20 protein-coding genes are annotated in these 24,532 nt (G+C 73.7%); 8 read left to right on the top strand and 12 right to left on the bottom strand.

Translation table 11 applies throughout. The features are described 5' to 3' along the window. Positions 1-10: 10 nt before the first annotated feature. On the bottom strand, positions 11-1,114 hold the full coding sequence (locus tag ABT158_RS33005) for an ABC transporter substrate-binding protein (RefSeq protein WP_352360160.1): 1,104 nt from the start codon (positions 1,112-1,114) through the stop codon (positions 11-13). A gap of 214 nt (positions 1,115-1,328) precedes the next feature. Here ABT158_RS33005 and ABT158_RS33000 point away from each other — a divergent pair, with 214 nt between their 5' ends. Beyond that, positions 1,329-2,762 carry a multicopper oxidase family protein gene (locus ABT158_RS33000; protein ID WP_352360158.1) on the top strand — a complete coding sequence of 478 codons (1,434 nt, stop codon included), beginning with the start codon at positions 1,329-1,331 and terminating at the stop codon, positions 2,760-2,762. On the opposite strand, the gene ABT158_RS32995 is transcribed toward ABT158_RS33000, so the two are convergent. Together ABT158_RS32995 and ABT158_RS32990 are read right to left on the bottom strand one after the other, a co-directional pair. Then, positions 2,749-3,570 carry a hypothetical protein gene (locus ABT158_RS32995; RefSeq protein ID WP_352360156.1) on the bottom strand — a complete coding sequence of 274 codons (822 nt, stop codon included), beginning with the start codon at positions 3,568-3,570 and terminating at the stop codon, positions 2,749-2,751. The genes ABT158_RS33000 and ABT158_RS32995 overlap by 14 nt on opposite strands. Positions 3,571-3,657: 87 nt before the next feature. Further along, a complete protein-coding gene (locus ABT158_RS32990) occupies positions 3,658-3,879 on the bottom strand; it encodes a DUF3072 domain-containing protein (RefSeq protein ID WP_352360154.1) in 222 nt (73 codons plus the stop codon). Between the two features lie 180 nt (positions 3,880-4,059). On the opposite strand from ABT158_RS32990, the gene ABT158_RS32985 reads away from it, so the two are divergent. Then, positions 4,060-5,013 (top strand): helix-turn-helix domain-containing protein, encoded by a 954-nt coding sequence (locus tag ABT158_RS32985; protein ID WP_352360385.1) that lies wholly within the window; start codon positions 4,060-4,062, stop codon positions 5,011-5,013. A gap of 9 nt (positions 5,014-5,022) precedes the next feature. On the opposite strand, the gene ABT158_RS32980 is transcribed toward ABT158_RS32985, so the two are convergent. Beyond that, positions 5,023-5,712, bottom strand: a complete 690-nt coding sequence (locus ABT158_RS32980; RefSeq protein ID WP_352360152.1) for an NUDIX domain-containing protein — start codon at positions 5,710-5,712, stop codon at positions 5,023-5,025. Positions 5,713-5,947: 235 nt separating this feature from the next. Between ABT158_RS32980 and ABT158_RS32975 the strand changes: the two genes are divergently transcribed. Both ABT158_RS32975 and ABT158_RS32970 read left to right on the top strand, forming a co-directional pair. Continuing rightward, positions 5,948-6,856 (top strand): glycoside hydrolase family protein, encoded by a 909-nt coding sequence (locus tag ABT158_RS32975; RefSeq protein ID WP_352360150.1) that lies wholly within the window; start codon positions 5,948-5,950, stop codon positions 6,854-6,856. Between the two features lie 64 nt (positions 6,857-6,920). Continuing rightward, positions 6,921-7,892 carry a helix-turn-helix domain-containing protein gene (locus ABT158_RS32970; RefSeq protein WP_352360148.1) on the top strand — a complete coding sequence of 324 codons (972 nt, stop codon included), beginning with the start codon at positions 6,921-6,923 and terminating at the stop codon, positions 7,890-7,892. Positions 7,893-7,896: 4 nt separating this feature from the next. On the opposite strand, the gene ABT158_RS32965 is transcribed toward ABT158_RS32970, so the two are convergent. Continuing rightward, a complete protein-coding gene (locus ABT158_RS32965; protein ID WP_352360146.1) occupies positions 7,897-11,382 on the bottom strand; it encodes a S8 family peptidase in 3,486 nt (1,161 codons plus the stop codon). Between the two features lie 238 nt (positions 11,383-11,620). On the opposite strand from ABT158_RS32965, the gene ABT158_RS32960 reads away from it, so the two are divergent. Continuing rightward, positions 11,621-12,325, top strand: coding sequence for a hypothetical protein (locus ABT158_RS32960; RefSeq protein WP_352360144.1), 705 nt, complete (start codon positions 11,621-11,623; stop codon positions 12,323-12,325). 15 nt (positions 12,326-12,340) lie between these two features. Here ABT158_RS32960 and ABT158_RS32955 read toward each other — a convergent pair whose 3' ends face one another. Next, positions 12,341-12,943 (bottom strand): TetR/AcrR family transcriptional regulator, encoded by a 603-nt coding sequence (locus tag ABT158_RS32955; protein ID WP_352360142.1) that lies wholly within the window; start codon positions 12,941-12,943, stop codon positions 12,341-12,343. A gap of 142 nt (positions 12,944-13,085) precedes the next feature. On the opposite strand from ABT158_RS32955, the gene ABT158_RS32950 reads away from it, so the two are divergent. From ABT158_RS32950 to ABT158_RS32940, 3 genes are read left to right on the top strand one after another with little or no spacing between them, the layout of a single operon-like run. After that, positions 13,086-14,525 (top strand): MFS transporter, encoded by a 1,440-nt coding sequence (locus ABT158_RS32950; RefSeq protein ID WP_352360140.1) that lies wholly within the window; start codon positions 13,086-13,088, stop codon positions 14,523-14,525. A 31-nt stretch (positions 14,526-14,556) separates the two neighbouring features. Beyond that, on the top strand, positions 14,557-15,402 hold the full coding sequence (locus tag ABT158_RS32945) for an alpha/beta hydrolase (protein ID WP_352360138.1): 846 nt from the start codon (positions 14,557-14,559) through the stop codon (positions 15,400-15,402). Beyond that, the gene (locus ABT158_RS32940) at positions 15,399-15,887 is read left to right on the top strand and encodes a hypothetical protein (protein WP_352360136.1); all 489 of its coding nucleotides are present in this window, start codon (positions 15,399-15,401) and stop codon (positions 15,885-15,887) included. Before ABT158_RS32945 ends, ABT158_RS32940 begins: the two co-directional genes overlap by 4 nt. Positions 15,888-15,904: 17 nt before the next feature. Here ABT158_RS32940 and ABT158_RS32935 read toward each other — a convergent pair whose 3' ends face one another. From ABT158_RS32935 to ABT158_RS32910, 6 genes are read right to left on the bottom strand one after another with little or no spacing between them, the layout of a single operon-like run. Beyond that, positions 15,905-17,314, bottom strand: coding sequence for a beta-N-acetylhexosaminidase (locus ABT158_RS32935; protein WP_352360134.1), 1,410 nt, complete (start codon positions 17,312-17,314; stop codon positions 15,905-15,907). After that, complete coding sequence (locus tag ABT158_RS32930; RefSeq protein WP_352360132.1) at positions 17,307-19,007, bottom strand: glycoside hydrolase family 35 protein; 1,701 nt, start codon at positions 19,005-19,007, stop codon at positions 17,307-17,309. The genes ABT158_RS32935 and ABT158_RS32930 overlap by 8 nt, the downstream gene beginning before the upstream one ends. A gap of 21 nt (positions 19,008-19,028) precedes the next feature. Next, entirely contained in the window at positions 19,029-21,374 is a 2,346-nt protein-coding gene (locus ABT158_RS32925) for a discoidin domain-containing protein (RefSeq protein WP_352360130.1), read from the bottom strand. 20 nt (positions 21,375-21,394) lie between these two features. Beyond that, positions 21,395-22,288 carry a carbohydrate ABC transporter permease gene (locus tag ABT158_RS32920; RefSeq protein ID WP_352360128.1) on the bottom strand — a complete coding sequence of 298 codons (894 nt, stop codon included), beginning with the start codon at positions 22,286-22,288 and terminating at the stop codon, positions 21,395-21,397. Next, positions 22,285-23,235, bottom strand: coding sequence for a carbohydrate ABC transporter permease (locus ABT158_RS32915; protein WP_352360126.1), 951 nt, complete (start codon positions 23,233-23,235; stop codon positions 22,285-22,287). The genes ABT158_RS32920 and ABT158_RS32915 overlap by 4 nt, the downstream gene beginning before the upstream one ends. A gap of 1 nt (position 23,236) precedes the next feature. Then, positions 23,237-24,532: an ABC transporter substrate-binding protein gene (locus ABT158_RS32910; RefSeq protein WP_352360124.1), complete on the bottom strand. Its 1,296-nt coding sequence runs from the start codon at positions 24,530-24,532 to the stop codon at positions 23,237-23,239.

Genomic DNA, 24,532 nt, shown 5'->3' with positions numbered 1-24,532 from the left:
CGCGCGACGGTCAGGCGGTGTGCAGGGTGCGGAAGCGCGCCGGGTTCGCCGGGTCGCGGTCGGCGACCTGGATCGGGGGCCAGGCCCACTGCCAGACGCCGACGCCCGGCGCGCGGGAGAACCGGATCGTCCCCCGGGTGCCCTCGACCGCGACGTGCGGCCAGGATCCGGCGACGGCCGCCCGGTCCACGCCGTGCGACCGCAGCGCCTCGGCCACCACGGTGACCGTGTCGTAGCCCTCGAAGGCGACGAACGACGGCGTCGCGGCCAGCCGCTCGCGCAGGGCCGCCGCCACCCGGCCGCCGAGGGGGCTCAGGCTCTCGGGCAGGTAGCGCAGGAACGGGATCCCGGCGCCGTCGTCGCCCAGCGACTCGGCCCATCCCGGGAACTCCGGCTGCCCGGCCGGCGCGCCGATCAGGGTGCCGGCCAGCCGCCGGTCGCGGCGCACGGCCCGGACGACCGGCACCGCCGGCTCCGGGTGGCCGGCCAGGAGAAGCAGCGCCGTCGCGCCGTCGCGGGCGAGTTCGTCGCACACGGCCGCGGGGGTGAGCGCGGTCAGGTCGAGCTCGGTGACCGTGCCGCCGCGGGCGGCGAGGCGGTCGCGCAGGACGCCGAGCCCCGACGCCCAGTAGAGGCTCGGCTGCGTCGCCACCGCGACGCGCTCGTGGCCCGCGCCGAGGAGGAAGTCCGCGAAGATCCGCCAGCCGCGCGACTGCGCGGGGGCCAGGCGCGCGACCCACGTCGCGGGCTCTTCGGTGAGCGCGTCGAGGACCGCCGAGGAGCAGAGGAACGGCAGCCCGACGGCTTCGGCGCGGGCGGCGGCGGCGCGGGCGACCACGCTGTGGTACTCGCCGGCCAGCGCGGCCACCCCGAGCCGGGCCAGCTCGTCCACGGCCGCCGCCGCCTTCCGCGGGTCGGCCGCGGTGTCGCGGACCACCAGCTCCAGCGGCCGTCCGCCGATGCCGCCCGCGTCGTTGACGTCCCGTGCGGCCAGCTCCAGCCCGGCCAGCAGGTGGCGGCCCGCCTCGACCCAGCCGGGCGGGGTGAGCGGGACGAGCGCGCCGATCCGGACGGACGGCCCGCTCGTCCCCGGCTGCGGCGACGGGGTGCTCATGCGCATGATCTCCCTGGAAAGTGACGATCCGGTGGCCCAGTATGCCGGGATCTCGGCGTCGCGACGGCGCCGGGGCCGGGGTGCGGGCCGTCCCCGGCCGGAGTACGGCGATCTTGAACCGCCCGCCGCGCGTGGCGTCGTCCTTCCGCGGTGACTCTCCGTTATTTTGCGAGGTGGATGAGGGGGATCCGTAGTGACTGATTCGCGTGGGACCGTGTCCCGCAGGTTGTTCGTCAGCGGCATGTTCGCCGCCCTGGGCGCCGTTCCGTCGGCCGTCGCCGGCGCGTCCGCCGGGCCGTCGGCGGGAAGGGCCGCCGAGACGGCCGGCCGGAGGGTGCTGCGGGCCGCGCCCGCCACCGTGTCCCTCGGCGGACGGACGGTGTCCACCTGGGCCTACGACGGCCTGCTGCCCGGCCCGACCATCCGGGCCACGGCCGGCGGCACGGTACGGGCCAGGCTCGTCAACGACCTGCCCGCGCCGACCACCGTGCACTGGCACGGCATCAGGATCGCCGCCGACATGGACGGCGCGCCCGGCCTCTCGCAGCGGCCGACCCAGCCCGGCGGGACGTTCGACTACGTGTTCACCGTCCCCGACCCGGGCACCTACTTCTACCACTCCCACGTGGGCATGCAGAGCGACCGCGGCCTGTACGGCCCGCTGATCGTGGAGGACCCGTACGAGCCGCTCGAATACGACCAGGAGTTCACGGTCGTCCTCGACGACTGGCAGGACGGCGTCAACGGCACGCCCGACGACACGCTGCGCGCCCTGAGCACCACCCCGCACGACGACACCCTGAGCAGCCACGTCCTCGGCGGCACGTCCGGGCACGCGCGTTACCCGTACTACCTGGTCAACGGCCGCACCGCCGACGAGCCCACCGTCTTCATGAGCCGTCCCCGCGTGCGCGCCAGGTTCCGGGTGATCAACGCGGCCGCCGACACCGCCTTCCGGGTGGCGCTCGGCGACCACCGCCTGACCATCACCCACACCGACGGTTTCCCGGTCAAGCCGGTCACCGTGGACACGGTCGTGATCGGCATGGGGGAGCGCTACGACTTCGTCGTCACGCTCGACGCGGGGGCGTTCCCGCTGATGGCGATGGCGGAGGGCAAGGCCGGGCGGGCGTTCGCGGTGGTGCGCACCACGCCCGGCGCGCGCACGCCGTCAGCGGACGGCGCCGTGCCGGAGCTCCAGCGGCGGCAGCTCGCCTACCAGGACCTCCAGGCGCGCCGCCGCGACCAGCTGCGCCCGCCGTCCAGGACGGTCACCGTCACGCTCGGCTGGCGTCAGGGCACCTCCGGCAGCGAGTGGCCCATGAACGGGCACCTCGGCGACGACCCGCTGCGCCTGCGGGTCGACCGGGGCGAGACGATCAGGATCGTCATGCACAACGACACGCACATGTGGCACCCGATGCACCTGCACGGCCACACCTTCCAGGTCCGGACGACCGAGCGCGGCGGGCCGCGGAAGGACACCGTGAACGTCATGCCGTACAAGCGGATCAGTATCGACGTGCACGCCGACAACCCCGGCGAGTGGATGTTCCACTGCCACAACCTCTACCACCAGGAGCAGGGCATGATGGGCCTGCTCGGCTACGGCAAGCCCCCGAAGCGCCGGCACGTCATGAGCCACTGAATGAGCCACTGGATGAGCCACTGGATGAGCCACTGGATGAGCCACTGGATGAGCCACTGACCGGCGCCCGCGCGGTCGTGTCCAGGTAGCCGGCGGCGGCGGCCAGCAGCGACGTCCCCCAGAGCAGGAAGACCGGGTAGGTCCCGGCGAATCCCCAGCTCCCGTCCAGGACCTCGACGCCGCCGCCGGGCGCGCACCTGCGGGTGACGCCGAACGCGAGGCAGCTCGTCATCATCGCGCCGTACTGGCCGACCAGCATGCCCACGGCCGCCGCAGGGACCGCCGCGAGGGCGCGCGGCACCCGCCGTCCCCCCGCCAGGGGCACCCACCGCGGGACGATCTGTCCCCATCGGGCGATCAGTCCCAGGGTGAGCAGGCCCCCGGCCACCGGCCCGGCGACGAGCAGCACCCAGAACACCGCCGAGCCGCCCAGCTCGGCCAGGCCCGCGCGGGAGCCCTCCGCCACGCCCAGCGGCAGGCCCAGCCCCCACGCCAGGTGCGGCACCGAGAAGCCGAGCACCGGCAGGACGGCCGCCGTCCAGGTCGCCGCCCTGGCCCAGCGGGCGGGCCGGACCGTCCCGTCGGCCCGCCGCCGGTGCGGCCGCGCGGCGGTACGCGTCCCGAAGCGGACGGCCGCCAGCGCCAGCAGCACCCCCAGCGCGGCGAGCAGCGACTGCCGGGCCAGCGCGGGGTCGTCGAGCTTGCCGAACGCCAGCCGCATGACCAGGTTCCCCGGTGCCACCAGCACGAGCGCGGCCGCCGCCGCCCAGCCTGCGGCCAGCAGCGCGGGCCGTGTCAGTGATCTCATGGCCGCCCACGGTAGGCCGCGCGGCCCGCCCGCGATCTCCCTCTCGCGGGGGAACCGCCTCCCCTTGGCGGGGCAGCGCCCGGCGGATCAGCCGGCGCCCTCCGGCGAGGCGCCGGACGCGCGCAGGCGCTCGCTGTTCTCCTGGAGCTCGTCGATCAACCGGGACGCCTCGGCCTTGCTCAGCCCGCCGGGCACCTCCCTGCCCGCCTCCCTGGCCAGGGTGTGCAGGTAGGACTCCTGCGGGCCGGTCATGGGCTCGTCACCGGTCGTCCACTCGTCGGGGTCCTTCTCCACCGGTCCGTGACTCATGCTGACTCTCCTCGAACTCACGTTCTCCTGGGTCAGCACGCCATGCCCGAGGAAGCGCGCCGCAAACGCCGAGCCGCCCGCCGGTGGTCCGGGGGCTATGTCCGGGCAGTGCGGGCACTCACCTGGCCGCGCGGCGGAAATGCCGGGGTCCGGGAAGTTCCTGCCATACTGGCGGGCGTGATGCGCAGGGTCGCGGCCGTGGTCGGGGACGTGGTCGCCGCGTTCGAGCTCGGGATCGTCTGCCAGGTGTTCGGGCTGGACCGCACCGACGACGGGCTGCCCGTCCACGACTTCGCGGTCTGCGCGGCGGAGCCCGGCGCCATCCCCACGACCTCGGGGTTCGCCGTCCACGTCGAGCACGGGCTCGACCGGCTCGCCGAGGCGGATCTGGTGGCCGTCCCGGCCTGGCCGCGGCTCGACGCGCCCGTCCCCGCCGCCCTGCTGGCGGCGCTGCGGGACGCGGTCGGGCGCGGCGCCAGGGTGCTGACCGTCTGCACCGGCGCGTTCCTGCCGGCCGCCGCCGGGCTGCTCGACGGCCGGCGCGCCACCACCCACTGGCAGTTCGCCGGCCTGCTCGCCCGCCGTCATCCCCGGATCACCGTCGAGCCCGGCGTCCTGTACGTCGAGGACGGCCCCGTGCTCAGCAGCGCCGGAGCCGCGGCCGGGATCGACGCCTGCCTGCACCTCATCCGGCTGGAGTACGGAGCCGCCACGGCCAACGCCCTGGCCCGGCGCCTGGTCGTCCCGGCCCATCGCGCCGGCGGGCAGGCCCAGTACGTCGAGGCGCCCATGCCGCCGCGGCGCACCCCGTACGAACTGGCGGAGCTGCTCGACTGGATCCAGGAGCACCTCGACCGGCCGCTGACGGTGGACACGCTCGCGGCGCGCGCGGCCATGTCGCCGCGCACGTTCGCCCGGCGGTTCAAGGATCTGACGGGCACCACCCCGCACCGCTGGCTGCTCGAACGCCGCCTCCAGCTGGCCGAGGAGCTGCTGGAGACCACCGAGCTGAGCGTGGAGGCCGTGGCCGTCCGCGCCGGGTTCGGCGGCGCCGACACCCTGCGCCACCACTTCGCCGCCCGCCGCGGCGTCGCCCCCGCCGCCTACCGCCGCGCCTTCCGCCGCCTGCCGTGACGCCGATCCCTACGGCCGCGCGGCGGTCCGGTCCGGCGTGCGGGCGGGGGAGAAGGGGCCGCTCAGCGCCGCCCACTGCAGCAGCATGATGGTCTTGGCGTCGGCGATCTCGCCCCGCCCGATCAGGTCGAGTGCGTGGTCGAAGTCGAGCTCCACGACCTCGATGTCCTCGCCCTCCGCCGCGACCCCGCCGCCCGCCGAGGTGCGGGTCGCGGCGCTGTACGGCGCGGCGTAGAAGTGCAGGCGTTCGGTGACCGATCCCGGGCTCATGTAGACGGAGAAGACCGGCTCGACCTCGCCGACGGTGTGGCCGGTCTCCTCGGCGGCCTCGCGCCGGATCGCCTCCTCCGGCGCGTCGTCGTCCAGCAGCCCGGCCGCGGTCTCCAGGAGCATCCCGTCGGGGTGCCCGTTGACGTAGGCGGGGTAGCGGAACTGCCGGGTCAGCAGGACGGTGCGGCGGGCGGGGTCGTACAGCAGCACGGTGGCGCCGTTGCCGCGGTCGTAGGTCTCCCGCTGCTGGGTGCTCCAGTGGCCGTCGGCGTGCTGGTAGTCGAAGGTGGTGGTGCGCAGGACGTACCAGTTGCAGGCCAGGAGCCGCACGTCGCGCACCCGCACCCGGGGGTTGCCGGTCAGGTCGCGGCCCGCCTGGTCCAGGCCGGTACGGCCACGCCCGTCGGGCACGTCGAGGCCCGCGGTCACGACGACCGTCCACGCCCGGCGGACGCGCCCGCCGTGGGGAGGTGGCAGCCGGGCGGAACCGGCCTGTCCGCCGCTCTGCCCGCGCGGGCCGGAGCGGGCTGTCGTGCCGATCGTGCCGTCATGTCGCCCTTTCGTGAGGGATGCCGGATCCCGGTCACCGAGTATGGCAGGAAATTCCCGTACATGAGCAGTACTGCCACTGCCGCGCGATCCCGCTCCCGCGCAGACTCGGACCATGACCGCAAGCGCCTGCCCCCGTTCTCCGCTCGTGCCCTCCTTCCCGCTGCCCGACCCGGGGAAGGAGCGGCACGTCGTCGCCGTTCCGGCGCCCGGTCGCGGGCCGCAGCAGTGGGCCGGCGCGCCGAGCGCCACGCTCGACGCCGACGGCACGTACGTCCTGGCCTACCGCGTACGCGCCGGCGGCGAGGACCACAACGCGGTGGCCCGCTCCGCGGACGGCGAGCGGTTCACCACGGTCGCCGTCCTGCCGCGCGGCCGGTTCGGCGCCGCGATGGTGGAGCGCCCCGCCCTGGTACGCCTGCCCTCCGGCCGGTGGCGGTTGTACGTCAGCTGCGCCACGCCGGGGACCAGGCACTGGTGGATCGGCGTCGTGGAGGCGGCGTCCCCGGAGGGCCTGGCCGGGGCGGACGTCCGGCCGGTGCTCACCGGCGACGCCCGGACCGGCGTCAAGGACCCGGTGATCCGGTACGACGGCACCGGATGGCGGGCCTGGATCTGCTGCCACCCGCTGGAGACGCCCGGCGCGGAGGACCGGATGAGCACCGCGTACGCCACCAGCCACGACGGGCTGAACTGGCGGCCGCGCGGCACCGTCCTCACCGGCCGCCCCGGCTCGTGGGACGCCCGCGGCGCCCGGCTGACCAGCGTCCTGCCCGACGGCCGGGCCTGCTACGACGGGCGCGCCTCGGCGGCGGAGAACTGGCGCGAACGCACCGGCCTCGCCACGCCCGCCGGCGCGACCGGGGCCGGCGGAGCGCCGCTGCTGGCGCCGGCGGACGGGCCGCCGGTGGCCGGCGTCCGCTACCTCGACGTGCTCCCGCTCCCCGACGGCAGCCACCGGATCTTCTACGAGGCCCGGCTCCCCGACGACAGCCATGAACTGCGCACCGAACTGGTGACGTGACAGGCCCGGCCGTCGCCCCGGCGGCCGCTCCCTACAATGGCCGGATGAATCTTGATCGGGCCGTGTGCGGCACGTGCTGAGCGCGGCGGGGCTGGGCGCGGAGGAGGAGGCCGCCTACCGGCTGCTGGTCAGGACCACCGAGGTGGAGCCCGACGCGCTGGCCGAGGAGCTGGGCGTGCCGGTCGAGACGGCGCGGCAGGCGCTCGGCGCGCTGCTGGCCAAGGGGCTGGCGCGCGCCGTTCCCGGCGAGCCCGGCCGGTTCACGGCGGTCGCCCCCGACGTCGCGCTCGCGGCCCGGCTGCACCGGCGGCAGGCCGAGGTCGACCGGGCGCGGCACGCCATGGAGCAGCTCACGGGGGAGTACCTGGCGCACGCCAGGCGGCGCGAGGCCGCGCAGCTCATCGAGGTGATCACCAGCCGGGCGGCGCTGCGCGAGCAGCTCCGGCTGCTCCAGGACGGCGCCCGGCACGAGGTGCTCAGCCTGTGCCGGGCCGGGCACGTGGCGATGAGCTCGCAGGAGAACGGCGAGGAGCTGGCGGCGCTGCGGCGCGGCGTCGGCTACCGCGTCATCTACGAAGGGGCGTTGCTGGAGGAACCCGGCATGCTGGTCAACCTCGCCGACGGCATCACGCTGGGGGAGCAGGCCCGCGCGCTGCCCGTCCTGCCGGTACGGATGATCATCGCGGACGGCGAGCTCGGCGTGCTCCCGCTCATCCAGCACACCGACGGCCTGACCCAGCTGACCGCCGCGCTGATCCGGCCCAGCAGCCTGCTCGACGCCCTCAAGGCCCTGTTCGAGAGCCTGTGGGAGCGGGCCACCCCGGTCAGCCTCACCAGCCCGGGCAGCCCGCTCGACGCCGACCACCTCTACCTGCTGTCGCTGCTGGTCGCCGGCGTCCCGGACAAGTCGATCGCCACCCAGCTCAAGATCTCCCAGCGGACGGTGCAGCGCAGGATCGCCTACCTGATGGAGCGGGCGGGTGCGCAGACCCGGATGCAACTGGCCTGGCACGCCGCCCGCGAGAACTGGCTCTGACCGATCAGTAGGCCCTGATCACCGTCTGCCGGACCGTGTTGCCGGCCGAGTCGGTGGCGGTGACCCGCAGCGACGGGTGCGGGCGCAGGACGATCGCGTCGTAGCGGCCGTCGCCGAGCGGGATCACCGGCTGCCGCCGCCACGTCGCGCCGTCGTCGTAGGACAGCTCCAGCTTCAGGTCCTTCGCGCGCGCCCCGGTCACGCCCTCCTGATGCCGTACGGCGAAGCCCACCAGACCGGGGCGCTCCGGGCGCACGTCATAGTCGACCTGCAGCAGCGGCAGCACCCGGTCGCCCGGCTTGGAGCGGAACGTCCAGGCCGTCTCGGTCGCGGTGGCCGTGGTCCACTCCTCCGAGGTGCGCCTGGTGGACAGCTCCAGCCGGTAGGCGGCCTCCTGCGGCGCCGCGGGGAACGCGCCCCAGGCGGCGTCGCGCTCGGCCACCAGCGTGCCGTCGCGGAAGAACCGGGCCGAGGCGGTGTCGTTGTCGACGCCCGCGCGGGAGACGTGCCCGGAGGAGTCCACGAACTCGGGGACGCGGATCTCCATCGTGTCGCCCTCCCGGGTGGACGGCTTGAGCCAGCCGGGGATCGCCGGGCGGACCACCGGGGCGTGCCAGCTCTCGCTGATCCGCGCGCCGGGCTGGTAGCTGCGCGGCTGCTCGGTCATGCCGTCGAGCAGGCGGCCCATCTCGTCCCAGACGTACTGGTGGTTGACGAGGTGCTGCCAGAAGGAGCCGTCGGCGCTGACGTACTCGGTGCGGCGCAGCGGCGTCCTGACGATCCGCTGGGTCTCCATCTGCTGGCCCAGCGCGTACGACTGCCAGGGACGCCAGCCGAAGCGCTGCTCCTTGGCCCAGCCGAAACCGCCGTTGTCGGCATAGGTCGTGGTGATCCGGGCGGTGTTGCCGTCGTTCACCTCATGCACGATCTTGTCCGGCACCCGGCCGTCGGAGACCTGCATGACGTCGTAGAGGTAGGGCGAGTCCATCTGTCCCGTGACCTCCAGCTTGGCGTTGCCCTTCCGCATCCGCTCCAGCATCCGCTGCCCGTCGTCACTGGCGACCACCAGCGCCGGGATCGGCAGGTCGGCGCCGACCGGCCGCCAGCCGTGGCCGAACGCGTCGTCGGGGGAGAGCACCAGGATCACGGCGACCGCGCCCGCCTTGATCGCGGCCCCGGACGGGTCGGACCAGTCGATGTCCTCGCTGCGGATGACCGCGGCCTTGCCCTTGGACCCGGCGGCACCGTCGGCCAGCCGCCACATGTGCCGCCCGTCCACGCCCGGCGACCGGCCCAGGAAGCCCATCGGGTACGGCTCGCCGGAACCGGGCACGCGGGCGGTGAGCTTCGGCGCGACGAGCTGCCAGCGCGAGGCGAACTCGAACGAGCCGTCCCGTACGGGCTGGGTCGGCGAGACGTTGAGCCCCTCGATGACGTCGAAGTTCATCACGCCCTGGGAGATCTTGCGCGAGCCGAACGCGCGGTAGGTGAAGTAGGTGTAGATGCCCACCTGCTCGGCGGGTTCCCTGGTCCTGATGGTCACCGGGGTGGTCTTGCGGAAGTCGAGCACCACGTCCAGGTCGCGGTCGACCTTGAGCTCGGGGATGACGACCATGCCGTCCCGCGGGTGCGTGCGGCCCCAGCCGCTGCCCAGGTTGAGCGACTGCGTCATGTAGGTGCCCTCGGACACCTCCACGGTCAGCCCTTCCTGGGGCAGCCAGGTGAACAGGTCGTCCTGCTGCGAGGCGCCGAACATCGACAGCGTGTCGGCGCCGGTCGGCCTGCCCGCGGCGTCGACGGCGGTGAAGCGGACCTTGTGCTGCGGTCCCTTCCAGGTCAGCGCCAGCGTGGTGTGCACCTGCTCCGTGCCCGCCGTGGCGGTGACCAGCCCGCCGTACCGGCCGAAGGAGAGCCCGGCCAGGTCCACCGTGACCTTGACGTCGGCGGTGCCGCCCGCCGGGACCGTCACGGACGCGGCGCTGAGCTCGGCCTTGTCGAGGGTGGCGGCCAGCTGCAGCGTGACCGGGGCGGCCGTGCCGTTGGCGTAGGTGATGGCGCCCTGCGCCGTGGCCGGGCCCTGGCCCTGCTGGTGCTTGCCGAGGTCGACCACGCCGGTCGCGGTCACGCCCTGGCGCACCGCGCGGGCCACGTCCAGGCGGCCGGCGCCGGCGTCGTCGATCTGCTGGCCGGGGACGGGCTTGGCCGAGCCGATCAGCGCGTCCTTGATCTGTCCGGCCGTCCAGGCGGGGTGGCGCTGCTTGACGATCGCGGCGGCCCCGGCCACGTGCGGCGTGGCCATCGAGGTGCCGGACGCGGCCGTGTATCGCTCGTCCACCGGCTCGCCCATGCTGGTGCCCGCCGCGCGGGCCGCGACGATGGCCACGCCGGGGGCGGTCAGGTCGGGCTTGGGCGCGTCGTCCAGGCGCGGGCCGCGGCTGGAGAACTCCGCGAGCGCGTCCTTGCCGTCGACCGCGCCGACGGTCAGCGCCGAGGTCGCCGCGCCGGGCGTGCCGATCGAGTAGGCCGCGCCGTCGTTGCCCGCCGCGACCACGAACAGCGCGCCGGTGCGCTCGGTGAGGGTGTTCACGGCCTCGCTGAGCGGGTCGGTGCCGTCGGTCGGGCTGCCGCCGAGGCTCATGCTGATCACCGACGCGCCTTCGGCGGCGGCCCACTCCATGCCCTCGATGACGCCGGACAGGGTGCCCGAGCCGTCGTCGCCGAGCACCTTGCCGACCATCAGCTCGGCGCCGGGGGCGACGCCCTTCCTGCCGTCGCCGCCGGCGATGGTGGCGGCGACGTGGGTGCCGTGCCCGTTGCCGTCCTGGACGCTCGGCTCGCCGGTGAACACCTTGCTCTGCTTGACGCGTCCGGCCAGGTCGGGGTGGGTGGCGTCGACGCCGGTGTCCAGCACGGCGACCTTGACGCCCTTGCCGTCGAACCCGGCCTGCCACGCCTCCGGCGCGCCCACCTGCGGCACGCTGTGGTCGAGGGTGGCCTTGACCTTGGCGTCCAGCCAGATCTTCGACACGCCCTGCGACAGCGTGGCCCGCTGCCCGTCGAGCGACTTCCACAACCCGCCGATCGTGCGTTTGTCGGCGGCGACCACCCGGCCGTTGACGCTCTCCAGCTCGGGCGCGGACGCGCTCTTCGGCGCGGCGCCGTCGTAGAGGAACAGCAGCGGCAGCTTGTCGGACCTGGCGTCGTCGTACCCCTGGGCGATCAGCCGGGTGACCGAGAACAGGGCCGGGTCCAGCCGCTTGGCCGCCAGCAGGGGCACGACGTCCTTGGGCAGGACGCGCAGCTCGCCGTTCTCCTCGGTGGTGCTGAACGCCATCCGCTCACGGCCCGGCCCCGGCTTCACCTCCACCGCCTGCCTGCCCGGCCCGGCCTGCCTGACGGTCACCACGTCCCCGGTGATCAGCGTGACGCGGTGGACGCTCCCGCCGCCGGGCTCGGCCGCGGCCGAGGCCGCCGCCAACGGGGAGCTCAACAGGGCGGCCGTGGTGACTCCTGCCACCGTCACATGGGCGGACCAGTGCATGGGGGTGAAACCTCTCGTAGCAACAACCAGTGCACATGAGAGTGGGTGATCGGACACGCGCCGCGCCAGGTGTCACCCGTGCCGTTTGTCTGCCATGTCGTGATTGCGACACGGCGCCGACGGTGCGGTTAGCATGGAACGGGATCGGGGATCGTGGCGACACTCGGCGACGAAGCGAGATCTGTGCATGCCTACGCCCCCGCGCAAGCTCCGCAACACCCTCAGCTGGTACGCCTTCGGCCTCAACGTGACCGCGAGCCTGGAGGCCACCGGCTTCTACGCCTTCTGCGGCCCGAGCGCCCGCTACGTGTCGGCCCGGCTGACCAGGTCCCGGCACTTCCCCCACCAGGTCCGGGTCGCGATGCTCAACCCCGGCGACAAGCTGGCCATCTCACGCCGCGCCACCGACCGCACCAGCTGGGCCAGGCTGGCGGGCAAGGACAACTCCACCCTGTCGGAGGAGCTGCGCGAGGAGCTCGTCATGAGCACGGTCGCGCTGTTCGACTACCGGCACATCTGCCCGGTGGACCTGGCCTACATCGAGGACACCGCGACGTACCGGTTCGAGATCTTCGACGACGCCGTCTACCTGTCCTGGTACCACGGCCCGCAGTCGATCTCGAAGGAGATGCCGGAGTCCCTCAGGTTCGCCGCCGAGTCCTTCCTCTACCAGTTGCTCCGCCTCGACCTCATGCGCCGGTTCGAGATCGTCGAGAGCCGGGTGCGGTTCGAGGCGGGCCAGGACGACACCTTCCTCATCGCCCACCTGACGGCGGTGCTCGGCTCCGCGGTGTCGGCCGCCGACCTGGAGCGCTGGCGGAGGCGGTACCGGGAGTACACCGCGGACTTCACCGGCTACCTCGACACCGTCTACGCCGAGCTCAAGATCTGACAGGGCTCACGGGGCTCACAGGGCTCCGGCGCGGGCCGCGGCCAGCGCCGCCGCGGCGGCGCGGTCGGCGGCGGCCTCGTCGAGGGCCTCCCCGGTGTTGAGCAGGGCGTAGTACAGGGGCGCGGACACGGCGGCGATCACCCGGCGCGGGTCGGTGCCGGGCGGCAGCTCGCCGCGTTCGATCGCGTCGGTGACGCAGCCGGCCCACTCCTCGATGCGGACGGCGTAGAAGCGGTGCAGCGCCCGGGCGGCCTCCCCGTCGCAGAGCGAGGCGGCGATCAGCGCCCTGAACAGGCGTCCCTGGCGGGGGTCGGTGAGGGTCTTGACGACCAGGCGGGCGTTGTCGCGCAGGTCGGCCCGCACGTCGCCGTTGCGGGCGCGGGGCAGCGAGGTCTCCGCCATGTCCTTCAGGAGGTCGGCGGCGAGCGCGCCGGGCGTGCCCCAGCGGCGGTAGACGGTGGTCTTGCCGACCTCCGCGAGGCGCGCGATGTCGGCGAGGTCGAGCCCGGCGAAGCCCTTCTCGACCAGGGTGTCGCCGGCGGCCCGCAGGACGGCCTCGCGGACGCGGGCGGTACGCCCACCAGGACGGACGGCACCCGGCGGTGGGACGGCGGCCATACGGACTCCTCCTCGTGCGAACCCTTATCGGAACCATAGTTCCCTTAACGGCGATTCGGTGCTACTGTTCTCGCATCTTAACGGAACTAAAGAACCGTTTACGGCGGCATGCCGACCGGCACGCCCGAGAGAAAGCCCCGCCATGACCACCACCACACCCCTGCCCACGTCCGCCGCCCAGGCCCCGCCACCGCGCCTGACCGGCCGCCTGCGCCTCGTCCTCGCGGTGCTCCTGGTCGCCCAGTTCATGCTGGCCGTCGACTTCTCGATCCTCAACGTGGCCCTGCCCGCCATCGGCGACGACCTCGGCTTCTCCCTGTCCGGCCTCCAGTGGATCGCCACCGCCTTCGCCCTGTGCGCGGCCGGTTTCACCCTCTTCTTCGGCCGCATCGGCGACCTGGTCGGCCGCAAGCGCATCTTCCTCGGCAGTCTGGCGCTGCTCGGCGCGGCCTCGCTCGCCGGCGGGCTCGCCCCCACCCCCGACGTCCTCATCGTGGCCCGCATCGCACAGGGCCTCGCGACGGCCGCCGCCACCCCGGCCGGGCTCGCCCTGCTCACCACGTCCTTCCCCGAAGGGCCGCTGCGGCAGAAGGCGCTCGGCCTCAACGGAGCCCTCATGTCCGCCGGGTTCACCGCGGGGGCCGTGCTCGGCGGCGTCCTGACCGACCTGCTCTCCTGGCGCTGGGCGTTCTTCGTCAACGTGCCCGTCGCCCTCGCCGTGCTGATCGTCGCGCCCGCCGTCATCGCCGAGTCCCGGCCCGCCGACCGTCCCCGGCTCGACCTGCCCGGCGCGCTCAGCGTGACCCTCGGGCTGCTCGGCGTCGTCTACGGCCTGACGCAGGCCGGCGAGCACGGCTGGACCCACCCGCTCGCCCTGGCCGGGCTGCTGGGCGGAGCCGTCCTGCTCGGCCTGTTCCACCTGGTCGAACGGCGCGCCGCCGCGCCGCTCGTGCCGCTGCACGTGCTGCGCAAGCCGACTGTGGCGTGGGGCAACCTGCTCGGCCTGCTGGCCTTCGTCACCGAGACGTCCCTGGTGTACCTGCTCACCCTCTACCTGCAGAAGACCCTCGGCTTCACCGCCCTGGCCGCCGGGCTGTCGTTCGGCGTGCTCGGTCTCGGCACCGTGGCCGGCGGCCTGCTCGCCCCGAAGGCGATCGCCCGCACCTCGACCGTGACCGTGCTGGTCGGCGGCGGGCTGCTGCAGGCGGTCAGCACCGGCGCGCTGCTGCTCCTCGGCGGCACCTCGGGCTCGATGGCGTTGCTGCTGCCCGCCACCTTCCTGGGCGGCGTGGGGAACATGCTGGTCATCGTCGGCTTCATGGTCACCGCCACCACCGGCCTGCCCGACCGCGAGCAGGGCCTGGCCACCGGTCTGGCCTCGATGTCCCAGCAGATCGGCATCACCATGGGCACCCCGATCATGTCCGCGATCGTCACCGCCGTCACGGCCGGGGCCGTGACCGGCGCGGCCGTCCTGCACGGCGTCACCGTCGCGATCGCGGTCAACGCCGCGCTCGTCCTGCTCGGCGTCCTGGTCGCGGCGATCTTCCTGCGCGGCCGGCGCGACCGCGCGCCCGCCTGACCCGCCGATCCCTCTCTCCGCGGAGCACCTCATGGATCCTCAGCCCAGCGGCGCGGTGATCGCCGTGACCGGCGGACGCCGGGAGCCGTCGTGGTCGCGTCTCGTCCTTCCCGGCTCGCATCCCGTGCCGGTCCGCGTCCATCGGCCGCGGGGCCTGCCGCCCGCCGGGCTGCTGGTCTGGGCGCACGGCGGCAGCTGGCAGCGCGGCTCGGCCGCCGGCTGGCACGACGCCACCGCGGCCCTGGCCGCCTGGTCCGGCTGGGCGGTGATCAGCGTCGACTACCGGCTCGCGCCGCGCCACCGCCACCCCGGCGCCGTGCGGGACGTGCTCGCCGCCCTCGCCTGGGCCCGCGGCCGGGCGGCCGGGATCCCGCTCGCGGTGGGCGGCGACAGCGCGGGCGGCACGCTGGCCGCCGTCGCCGCCCTGGCCGCCCGCGACCGCGGCCTGCCGCTGGCCGCGCAGGTGCTGGCCTACCCGCCGTTCGACCCCGACTGCGCCGGCGCGTCCTACCAGCGCTCGCCGTCGGCGTTCCCGCAGGCGGAGCCGCTGCGCCGGGCCTGGCGCGCCTGGCGCGGCGACCGGCCGGCCGCCGTCCGCGACGCCGACGGCACCCGCCTGTACACCACGCACTGGGAGGCGCCCACCCTGGCCGGGGTCGCCCCCGCCGTGCTCGCCGTCGGCCGCGACGACCCCGTGCACGACGACGTCGAGTCCTACGCGCGACGGCTGCGCGCGGACGGCGTCCCGGTGCGGCTGCTCCGCCCGCCGGGCGCCGTCCACGGCGACGTGCTGCGCCCCGGCCGTCCCCTTCTCCGGCTGCTCGCGCGGGCTCTGCGCGGGCCGGACCCGTCCGACCATCGAGAGGACCACCGATGAACGTTCCCCCCGCCCCCCTTGAGGCGCTCGTCCGCCACTTCGCCGACCTGCGCGACGGCACCCACGCCGGGCACGTCACCCGCCGGGGCAAGCAGGACGCCTTCCGGCGGGCCGTCGAACTCCTCGACGCGCCCGCCCGGCAGGTGCTGGCCGAGTTCGACCGGCACCTCCTGCTGGGCGCCGGCACCGTCGAGGCCACCGGCACCCGGGCCGACGCCGCGGGCGGCAGCTTCGCCGCCTGGACGCTGTCGTGGCCGGCGCAGCGGGCGGCGGGCCTCGCGCCGATCACCCTGACCGCCCACTACGGCGCCGGATTCCACCATCCGCACCTGCGGGGCGCCACCGTGGGGGAGTGGCCGCTCAACGTCACCGACGCGGAGCAGGCGGCGGAACTCGTCCCCGTCCTGCGCGCCGTCGCCGCCGCCGACCTGCACAACCTCGTCTTCCAGCGCGACTGGCGCATCGTGCCCGCCGTCCACCCCTGACGTACCCCGTGCCGCCGTCAGGGCCGCATGTCCCCGCGCCCGGCCTGCCGTACGGCGTCCATGAAGGCGTCGTACGGCAGGCCGCCCGCGCCGCTCCACATCTTCTGGGCCAGCACGGCGAAGGTGGGCTCGACCAGGTCGCGCACGTCGTCCTCGGTGTAGGGCGCCGCGGTGATGTCGTTCCACACCGCCGACATGGCGCCCAGCAGCCGCGGATCGCCGGGGGCCACGCTCTGGCCGTCGGGGAAGACGTGCGGCGCCCAGTGGTCGTACAGGTACTCGCCGTCCAGGCCGTCGGGGTGGTAGTAGGTGGCGGCCGGGACGATGTAGAGCAGGGAGTCGCTGGTGTTGACGAAGGAGTAGCCGTCCCGCGCGGCCTCGTGCGGGCCGTACCAGACGGTGGCCCAGCAGTTGATCACCACGTCGCGGTCGTAGCCCTCGGGGACGCCGCCCGCCATCCTGGTCAGGCTGCCCCACGCGCGCGGACGTTTGCCCAGCGCCCGCAGGTGGGCCGCCATCGCGTTGAAGAACTCCCGGTAGCGCGGCTCGTCGGCCAGGTACTCGTCGGCGCCGAAGTGCGCGTGCGGGCCGCGGAACCAGGGGACGAACTCGGTGAACACGTCCTTGACGAACTGCGTGGACTCCGGCTTCGACAGGTCCAGATGGTCGTCGCCCAGCCCCAGCGAGGGACGGAACCGGACGAACGCCAGAGAGTGGGCGGGCGCGTCGATCTCGGGGACGAGGGTGACGCCCTCGGCCGCCGCCGCCTCCTCGAAGGAGTCCCAGTCCGCCCGGTCGTAGGCGCCGTCGGCCGAGGCCAGCCCGGCCAGCGCGGGGTCCTCCGGCACCAGGCGGAAGCCCGCCTGCACCTCCGCCCAGGTTCCGTCCGGGGCCAGGAAGCCGTTGTCGTTGAGGTGGAGCTGCAGCTCGTTGAGCTTGAACCAGCCCATGACGGCCAGCTGCTCGCGGATGAAGCCCGGCGTGAAGAAGCGGCGGCCCACGTCCAGCATGAAGCCGCGCACCGGGTAGTCGGGCCAGTCGGCGGCGGCGCCCACCGGCAGGCCGGCGGTGGTGCGCAGGATCTGCAGCAGGCTGCGCGTGCCGTAGAACAGGCCGGTGGGCGTGGGCGCGGAGATCCGGACCTGCTCGCCGGTGACGGCGAGCAGGTAGCCCTCCTCGGCGAAGCGGGCGCCGCCAGCCTCGCACGTGAGCGCAGGGTCGAGGGTCAGGACGACGTCACCGGCGCCCGCCGGCCCGCCGGCCGCGGCCAGGGTCAGGCCGGCGACCTGCCCGATCTCCCGGACGAGCCGGTCACGCAGGCCGATCTCGTCGCTCACGACCCTGGCCAGCGCGGCCCGGGGGAGGACGCCGGCGCCGCCGTCCCACTGCTGCAGGCGGGGCACGACGACCGGGCACGGGTTAGCCAAGGCCGGCCTCCTCGCGGATCTCCACGACCGGTTCCCGGCAGCCGTCCAGTTCGAGGACGACGAGCTCGTTGCCGCCCGCCCGCAGCAGCGGCCAGGGCAGGTAGAGGGTGCGCTGGGGGCCCCGGTCCCAGTAGCGGCCCAGGCAGAACCCGTTGACCCAGACGTACCCCTTGGTCCAGCCGGGCAGGGCGAGGTAGGCGTCGCGCGGCTCGGCCACGGTGAGCGTGCCGCGGTGGAAGACCGGCCCGGTCGTCGCGCCCGTACGGCCCCACGGCAGCCCGGACACGTCGTCCAGCGGGATGGGCACGGCCTCCCAGCCGTGCACGTACTGCCGCTCGTGCCGCACGCCGCCGACGATGCCCTTGCGGTCGCCCAGCCGCGGGCCGTAGTTGACTCGGCCCATCGACTCGACCAGCAGCTCCACCACCGCCGACGGGCCGGGCACCGCCACGGGCACGCCGGTCAGCCGGTCCCGTTCGAGCACCGCCACCGGGTCGCCGTCCACGAACAGGTGGGCCCGGTCGGCCAGGCCGTCGACGTGCAGCTCGTACGGACCGCGCGGCCCGTGCACGGTGGCCCGGTACAGCACCAGGCCGTGGGCCAGCCCGAGCTCCTCGAACGTCGGCGGACGCGCCGAGCGGGCCGCGACCGGCGGCAGCGCGTCGAACAGCCGCAACGACTGCGTCAGCTCGACGGCGCCGGGCGGCAGCGTCGGCGGCAGCGGCTCCGGCTCGGGCACCCGGCCCCCCCGGTGGGCGGCCAGCACCTTCCTGAAGGCCCAGAACTTCTCGGTCGGCGCGCCCCGCTCGTCGATCGGGGCGTCGTAGTCGTAGGAGGTGACGGTCGGCTGGTACGCGCCGTCCTGCAGGTCGCCGCCCAGGTTGGCGCCGGCCCAGGTGCCGAAGTTGGTGCCGCCGTGGGCCATGTAGAGGTTGACCGACGCGCCCGCGGCGAGCATGCGCTCCAGGATGCCGGCCACCTCGGCGGCGTCCCGGGTGGTGTGGGTGTCGCCCCAGTGATCGAACCAGCCGTTCCAGAACTCCATGCACGCCGGCGGGTCCTCGGGCCGGAAGCGGGCCAGCTCGGCGAAGGAGCCTTCGGGGTCGGAGCCGAAGTTCACCGTCGCCCGCACGCCCGGCAACGTGCCGCCGGAGAGCATGTGGTCGATCGCGCCGTCGGAGGTGAACAGCGGGACGTCCACGCCGCGCTCCCGCAGCCCGTCGGCCAGCCAGGCCAGATAGCGCCGGTCGGAGCCGTAGGAGCCGTACTCGTTCTCGACCTGGACCATGCTCACGTTGCCGCCGCGGGTGACCTGCCGGGCGACGACGATCGGGATCACCTCGTCGAAGAAGCGCCCGACGTGGCCGAGGAAGGTCTCGTCGTGGCAGCGCAGCGGGGCGTCCCGGTCGGCGAGCAGCCACCAGGGCAGGCCGCCGTTGTCCCATTCGGCGCAGATGTAGGGCCCCGGCCGCACGATCGCCCGCAGCCCCTCCTCGGCCGCCAGGTCCAGGAAGCGGCCCAGGTCGGCCCGTCCGGTGAAGTCGAAACGGCCGGGCCGCGGCTCGTGCAGGTTCCAGGCCACGTACGTCTCGACGGTGTCCAGGCCCATGGCCCGCAGCATGGCCAGGCGCTGCCGCCACTGCTCCGGAAGGACCCGGAAGTAATGCATCGCTCCCGACAGCACCTGAGTCATGCCTTCACTCTCCTGATCCGGTCAGCGGGTGACGATCTCGTAGAGGGCGAGGTTGCCCCATTCGAGGTTCGCCTGGTGGACGATCAGCCGGATCTTCTGCGTGGACACCGGCGCGGGCAGCCGCATCGTGCTGGTCTCGACGGTGGCGCTGCTGGACGGCCAGTCGATGAGATGGTGGTCGACCCGGGTGACCCAGGAGTCGCCGTCCCAGGTCTGGAGCGAGACGTCCGTGACGCCCTGGCCCTTGGCCCAGGCGGTGTGCAGGGTGACCTCGGAGACGGTCCGCGGCGTGCGGTAGTCGACGGTGATGTCGCCGGGGAAGGTCACCCCGGTCGAGGCCGAGGCCCACGGCGTGCCGGGGTCGCCGTCGATCAGGTTCTCCAGCGCCGACGCAGACACGAACGACGAGGTGGCCACCGGCACTCCGCCGGGCGGCAGGTACGGCTCGGTCGCGGCGGGCACGCTCAGCCGCACCTCGCCGATCCGGAAGCGGCCCTCGCCCGTGACGACCAGCCGCACCCGGCGGGTGGTGACCGTCTCGGGCAGCGTCACCGCCTGCTTGGCGCCGCTCGCCCTGGTCTGCCAGGTACGGCCGTCCGCGGAGGTCTGGACGTCGAACGCGATGTCCGGCGAGCCGCTCACCTCGACGCGGCCGAAGGTGCGCGGCACGGCGTAGGTCAGGTCCACGGTGCCGGGGAACCGCGGCCGGGGCACGCTCTGCCAGAAGGTGTCCGGGTCACGGTCGGCCAGCCGCTCCAGGTGCCCCCTGGGCGTGAACGTGCTGCTCACCCGGGGGAGCGGGACGGCCCGCTGGTAGGCCCCGAGGTCGGGCGCCGCGTCCGGGACGGGCGTGCCGGCCAGGTCGGAGCCGGCGGGCACGCTCACGCCCGCGTCGAACACCGGCGAGCCGTCCAGCGGGCGGTAGCCGGCCAGGCCGCCGGAGCCGGGCGAGGCCAGCCGGGGGTCGGCCACGATCGCCTTGTGGTCGGGCCCCGTCGGCGGCTGCGGCGTGCCCCAGTACAGGTTGTGGTCGTAGATCGCGCCGTTCTTGCCGTCGAACCCGGCGCCGGCCGCGTTGAGGAACACGTTGTCGCGCACCGTGACGCCCGCGGCGTCGTTGTAGATCCGCACGACCTTGCCCAGGGGGTACCTGCCGGCCCCGGCCAGCGGCGGCTTGACCTCGACCACCCGGCCGTCGGCGTAGACGGTGTTGTGGTGGATGTCGGTGCCGTGGGTGGCGGTGGACAGCCCGAACACCTCGTAGCCGTCGCTCTCGCTGACGTTGTAGCGGACCACGGTGTCGCGGGTGGGCGCGCCGGCGAAGGACACCGCGATGAAGAACCCGCCGTCGTTGTGGTGGCTGTAGTTGTACTGCACGACGCTGCGGTTGTTGTCGGCGTCGGAGTCGAAGCCGTGCCCGTCGGAGCCCGGCCCGTTGAACCCGGTGCCGCTGACCTCGTTGCGCTGGACGACGAGGTCGTCGTTGCCCTGCCACCAGATGCCGACGTTGCCGCCGGTCGGCTTGGTGCGGCCGGTCACCGCCCGCTCGACCTTGTTGCCCTCGACGAGCGCGCCCTTGGTGTGCATCGGGGTGATGCCGCCGCCGGTCACGTCGTGGACGTGGTTGCCGCGGATGGCGACGCCCGTGCTCGGCGTCCAGGCGACCACCTCGCTGTCGGGGATGCCGGTCTCGACCGGGTAGAGGCTGGTCATGCCGTTGCGGCGGGACCAGGTGGACCACATGATGATCCCGTAGGAGCCGATCTTCGAGATCTCGTTGTCCTCGATGACCAGCCGGTCGAACCAGGTCGGCGTGCGGTTGCCCCTGATCGAGATCAGCAGCCCGGCCGTGGCGACGCTGTGGCCGCCGGCGCCGTCCACGTCGTGGATGTCGAGGTTGCGCAGGGTGACGTTCGCCAGCCTGCCGGAGTCCTTGGCGTACAGGTTGACGCCGGTGCGGTAGACGGCCCGGCCGTCGCTGTTGGTCACCTGGAGGCCGTCCACGACGAAGTCGTGCACGTCGGCGATCGTGACCGCGGCGCCGTCGAGCCCGCCGCCCTCGATCAGCGGCTTGGCGCCCTGGCCGTAGGAGCCGACCGTCGCCGGGTCGCCGGGCCTGCCGGCGCCCTTCAGGGTGAGCCGGCCGGTCCAGCGCTGCCCGGCCCGGAACAGCAGCCGGTCGCCGGGGCCGAGCCGCAGCCCGCTCGCCTTGTCCAGGCTCCGCCAGGCGGTGGCCGGGCTCGACCCGTCGGCGGCGTCGTCGCCGGCCGAGGCGTCGACGTAGTAGGTGGTGCCGGTCGCGGCCTGCGCGGGGGTGGCGGCCAGGAGTCCGGCGAACAGCGTTAAAGCGGTGACGATGACGCGCAAGAGCGGGCGTCCTTTCCAGGTCATTTGCCGATACCGGCCGTCATGCCTTCGACGACCCGCCGGCCGAGCCAGATGTAGAGGATGACCATCGGATAGATGAGGATCACGATCCCGGCGAACAGGCCGCCCCAGTCGGAGCTGTACTGCATGGTCGAGTACAGGTTGAGCAGGGCCGCCGGGAGCGTGCGCTCCTCGGGCAGCGGGGTGATGAGCAGCACCAGCAGGGTGGAGTTCCACAGGCCGATCACGTTGAGCACGAGCACGGTGGTCAGGCCCGGCCGGGCCAGCGGCGCGATCACGCGGACGAACGCCGTCAGCGGCCCGGCGCCGTCGAGCTCGGCGGCCTCCTCGACCTCCCTGGGCAGCGACCGGAAGTAGCCGGTCAGGACGAACACCGCGAACGGCAGCGACAGGACGACCTCGAACACCAGCAGCGTGATGCGGTTGTCCCACCAGCCGGTGACCCAGTCCTCCATGAACGTGTAGACCGACAGCTTGGCCACCACGATCGGGATCGCCATGGTCTGCAGCGGGATGCTCAGCCCGACGGCGAAGAACCCGGTGATCGGCCCGGCGATCCGCCGCGACGACCGCGACAGCGCGTAGGCGGCGGGCGCCGCGATCACGACGATGAGGAACGCGCCGAGCGCGGTCAGCACGACGCTGTTGAGCGCGGCGATCGAGAACTGGCCGGCCTGCCAGGCCGAGTCGTAGTTCTCCCAGGCGGGGGAGTCGGGCAGCGCGAACGGGTGCAGCCACACCTCGCCGGAGGACTTCAGCGACTGCAGGCCGACCCAGGCGACCAGGGCCAGGTTGAAGACCACCCACGCCCACAGCGCGACGGCGGTCAGCCGGGGCAGCAGCAGGTCGCCCAGCAGCCGGGCCAGCGGACGCCTCACCGGGACGGTCGTCATGACAGCTCCACGCTCTCTCGGCGGGTGATGCGGCGCACCAGGACGATCAGCACGATGGTGATCAGGGTCACCACCACCCCCATCGCGGCGCCGGACCCCAGTTCGGGCACGCCGCCCCCGGTGATCACCGTGTACTGCTGCACGGCCACGGTCCTGGCCTGCAGCGGCGGGGCGCCGGGCGTGCCGCCGGTGGTGAAGGCGATCACGATCTCGAACACCTTGAGGCTGTTGACCACCCACAACACGGCGGCGACGGCGAACACGTCCCAGGTGAGCGGCAGCGTGATGTGGCGGAACTGCTCCCACTTGGTCGCGCCGCCGAGCACCGCGTCCTCGTACAGGTGGGGCGGGATGCCGTCCACGGCCGACATCATCAGCGCGATGTAGAAGCCGGTGGAGGACCAGACCAGCCCGCCGATGACGCACCGGAAGACCAGGTCGGGGCCGAGCCAGGGGAGCCCGTCGATGCCCGCCCAGCCCAGCACCTGGTTGACGACGCCGCCGGGGTTGAGCAGGAACCCGACCGCGGCGCCGACCGCGATCGCCGAGATGATCATCGGCAGGAAGACGACGGACCGGATGAAGGCCCGTCCCTTCAGGTGGCGCAGCGCCATCATCGACAGGAACGTGATCCCGAAGACCAGCGCGCCGCCCGCGACCGCCAGGAGGAACGTGTTGGCGAACGACTGCAGGAACGCGTCGTTGCGCAGCAGCGCCTGGTAGTTGCGCAGGCCGCGCCACTCCATCTCGGCGCCCGGACCGGCCCAGCGGTACAGGCTGACCCACACGCCGTAGAAGGAGGGCAGCACGAACAGCAGCGTGTAGAGCGCGAGCGCGGGCAGCAGGAAGGGCCAGAAGGCCCGTTCCCGCGCCGGCCGCAGGATCTTGCCGCGGTACGGATCCCGCGACGGGAGCGCCGTCTCCGCAACGAGGGAGCCGTATGCCATGTCAGCCCTTGTTCGCGAGGTAGTCGGCGGTCTTCTTCTTGCCCTGCGCGACGAACTCGGCGGCGTCGATCTTGCCCGCCAGCAGCTGGTCGTCCAGGGGCAGCAGGAGGTCGACCCAGTACGCCTTGTCGGCGGCCAGGGTGTCGTAGGTCTTGTGCACGGCGGGCGCCTCGGCGATCGCCTTCTGCACGTCGGCGAGGAAGTCGGGGGCGGGGATGTCGGGGCGCGAGGGGATGTTGAGCGCCTCGGTGGAGATCCGGCTCAGGTACTTGCTCTGCAGCGCGAAGGCCAGGAACTCCTTGGCCGTCTCCACGTTCCTGCCCTTGACGTTGACGCCCCAGCCGAGCGCGCCGACCTCGACGGAGTCCTTGCCGCCGGCCGGGAGCTGGAAGGAGCGGATCTTGGCGCCGGCCGGGGTCTTCGCCTTGACCTCGCTGGCCAGCCAGGTGCCGTTGATGTTCAGGGCGGAGTTGCCCTGCGCCCAGTCGTCCTGCGCGGCCGGGTACTTCGTGGCCATGTGGTCCTTCTGGAAGTAGCCGCCCTTGGTGAGCTGCTCGACCTGCTTGGCGGCGGCCAGCACCTCGGGCTTGTCCCAGGCGGCGGCGTCCTTCGACAGCGCCAGCAGGCTGCCGGCGCCGTTGGCGCGGACCAGGGCCGAGTAGAACCAGTAGACGTTGTAGAAGGGGATGGTGCCGTCCTGGCCGATGCCGGTCCGGCCGGCGGCCTTCTCCTTGTCGAGGAAGGCGATCAGGTCCGCCCAGCTGCGCGGCGGGCTGGCGGCCAGCTCGGGGCGCTTGGCGGCGTCGTACCAGACGGCGGTGGAGATCACGGTGTGCGGGAGGAAGCCCAGCCCCTTGTCGTCGGAGGCGGCCTGCCGGACCGAGTCGGGCAGCACGTCGCCGACGGTCTTGCCCTCGCCGGGCACCTGCTTGGTGAGCAGGTCGTCCAGCGGGGCGTTCAGGTTCTGGGCCCGCCAGCCGGGCAGGTTGTCGGTCGCGACGTCGAACAGGTCGGGGCCCTGGCCGGCGGCCATCTCGGTGGGCAGGTTCTCGGTGCCCTTGCGGCCGACGAACTTCGCGTCCACCTTGACGTTGTTCTGCTTGGCGAAGTCGTCCAGAATCGCCTTGAAGATCTTGGCCTGCGGCTCCTGCTCACCCCAGGAGGAGCGGTAGACGAGGGACTTCTGCCCGGCCTGCCCGGCCGGGGCGCCGCTGTTCTTGTTGCCGCACGCGGTCACACCGAACGCGAGCGCGCCGACCGCCACCAGCGCGGCCGTCCGGGAGAGGACGTTGGTCAT

This window comes from Nonomuraea sp. NPDC001636, assembly GCF_040298265.1.
In the GTDB taxonomy this organism is placed as follows: Bacteria; Actinomycetota; Actinomycetes; order Streptosporangiales; family Streptosporangiaceae; genus Nonomuraea.
Note: the sequence above shows the minus strand (reverse complement) of the source record. Positions and strands in the feature narration are given on the sequence as shown.

What these genes read in the sequence shown, in the direction of transcription:
- ABT158_RS33005 (WP_352360160.1), bottom strand. Translation starts at nt 1,114, where the DNA reads ATGAGCACCCCGTCGCCGCAGCCGGGGACGAGCGGGCCGTCCGTCCGG.
- ABT158_RS32995 (WP_352360156.1), bottom strand. Translation starts at nt 3,570, where the DNA reads ATGAGATCACTGACACGGCCCGCGCTGCTGGCCGCAGGCTGGGCGGCG.
- ABT158_RS32990 (WP_352360154.1), bottom strand. Translation starts at nt 3,879, where the DNA reads ATGAGTCACGGACCGGTGGAGAAGGACCCCGACGAGTGGACGACCGGT.
- ABT158_RS32985 (WP_352360385.1), top strand. Translation starts at nt 4,060, where the DNA reads ATGCGCAGGGTCGCGGCCGTGGTCGGGGACGTGGTCGCCGCGTTCGAG.
- ABT158_RS32975 (WP_352360150.1), top strand. Translation starts at nt 5,948, where the DNA reads ATGACCGCAAGCGCCTGCCCCCGTTCTCCGCTCGTGCCCTCCTTCCCG.
- ABT158_RS32960 (WP_352360144.1), top strand. Translation starts at nt 11,621, where the DNA reads ATGCCTACGCCCCCGCGCAAGCTCCGCAACACCCTCAGCTGGTACGCC.
- ABT158_RS32955 (WP_352360142.1), bottom strand. Translation starts at nt 12,943, where the DNA reads ATGGCCGCCGTCCCACCGCCGGGTGCCGTCCGTCCTGGTGGGCGTACC.
- ABT158_RS32950 (WP_352360140.1), top strand. Translation starts at nt 13,086, where the DNA reads ATGACCACCACCACACCCCTGCCCACGTCCGCCGCCCAGGCCCCGCCA.
- ABT158_RS32945 (WP_352360138.1), top strand. Translation starts at nt 14,557, where the DNA reads ATGGATCCTCAGCCCAGCGGCGCGGTGATCGCCGTGACCGGCGGACGC.
- ABT158_RS32940 (WP_352360136.1), top strand. Translation starts at nt 15,399, where the DNA reads ATGAACGTTCCCCCCGCCCCCCTTGAGGCGCTCGTCCGCCACTTCGCC.
- ABT158_RS32930 (WP_352360132.1), bottom strand. Translation starts at nt 19,007, where the DNA reads ATGACTCAGGTGCTGTCGGGAGCGATGCATTACTTCCGGGTCCTTCCG.
- ABT158_RS32920 (WP_352360128.1), bottom strand. Translation starts at nt 22,288, where the DNA reads ATGACGACCGTCCCGGTGAGGCGTCCGCTGGCCCGGCTGCTGGGCGAC.
- ABT158_RS32915 (WP_352360126.1), bottom strand. Translation starts at nt 23,235, where the DNA reads ATGGCATACGGCTCCCTCGTTGCGGAGACGGCGCTCCCGTCGCGGGAT.
- ABT158_RS32910 (WP_352360124.1), bottom strand. Translation starts at nt 24,532, where the DNA reads ATGACCAACGTCCTCTCCCGGACGGCCGCGCTGGTGGCGGTCGGCGCG.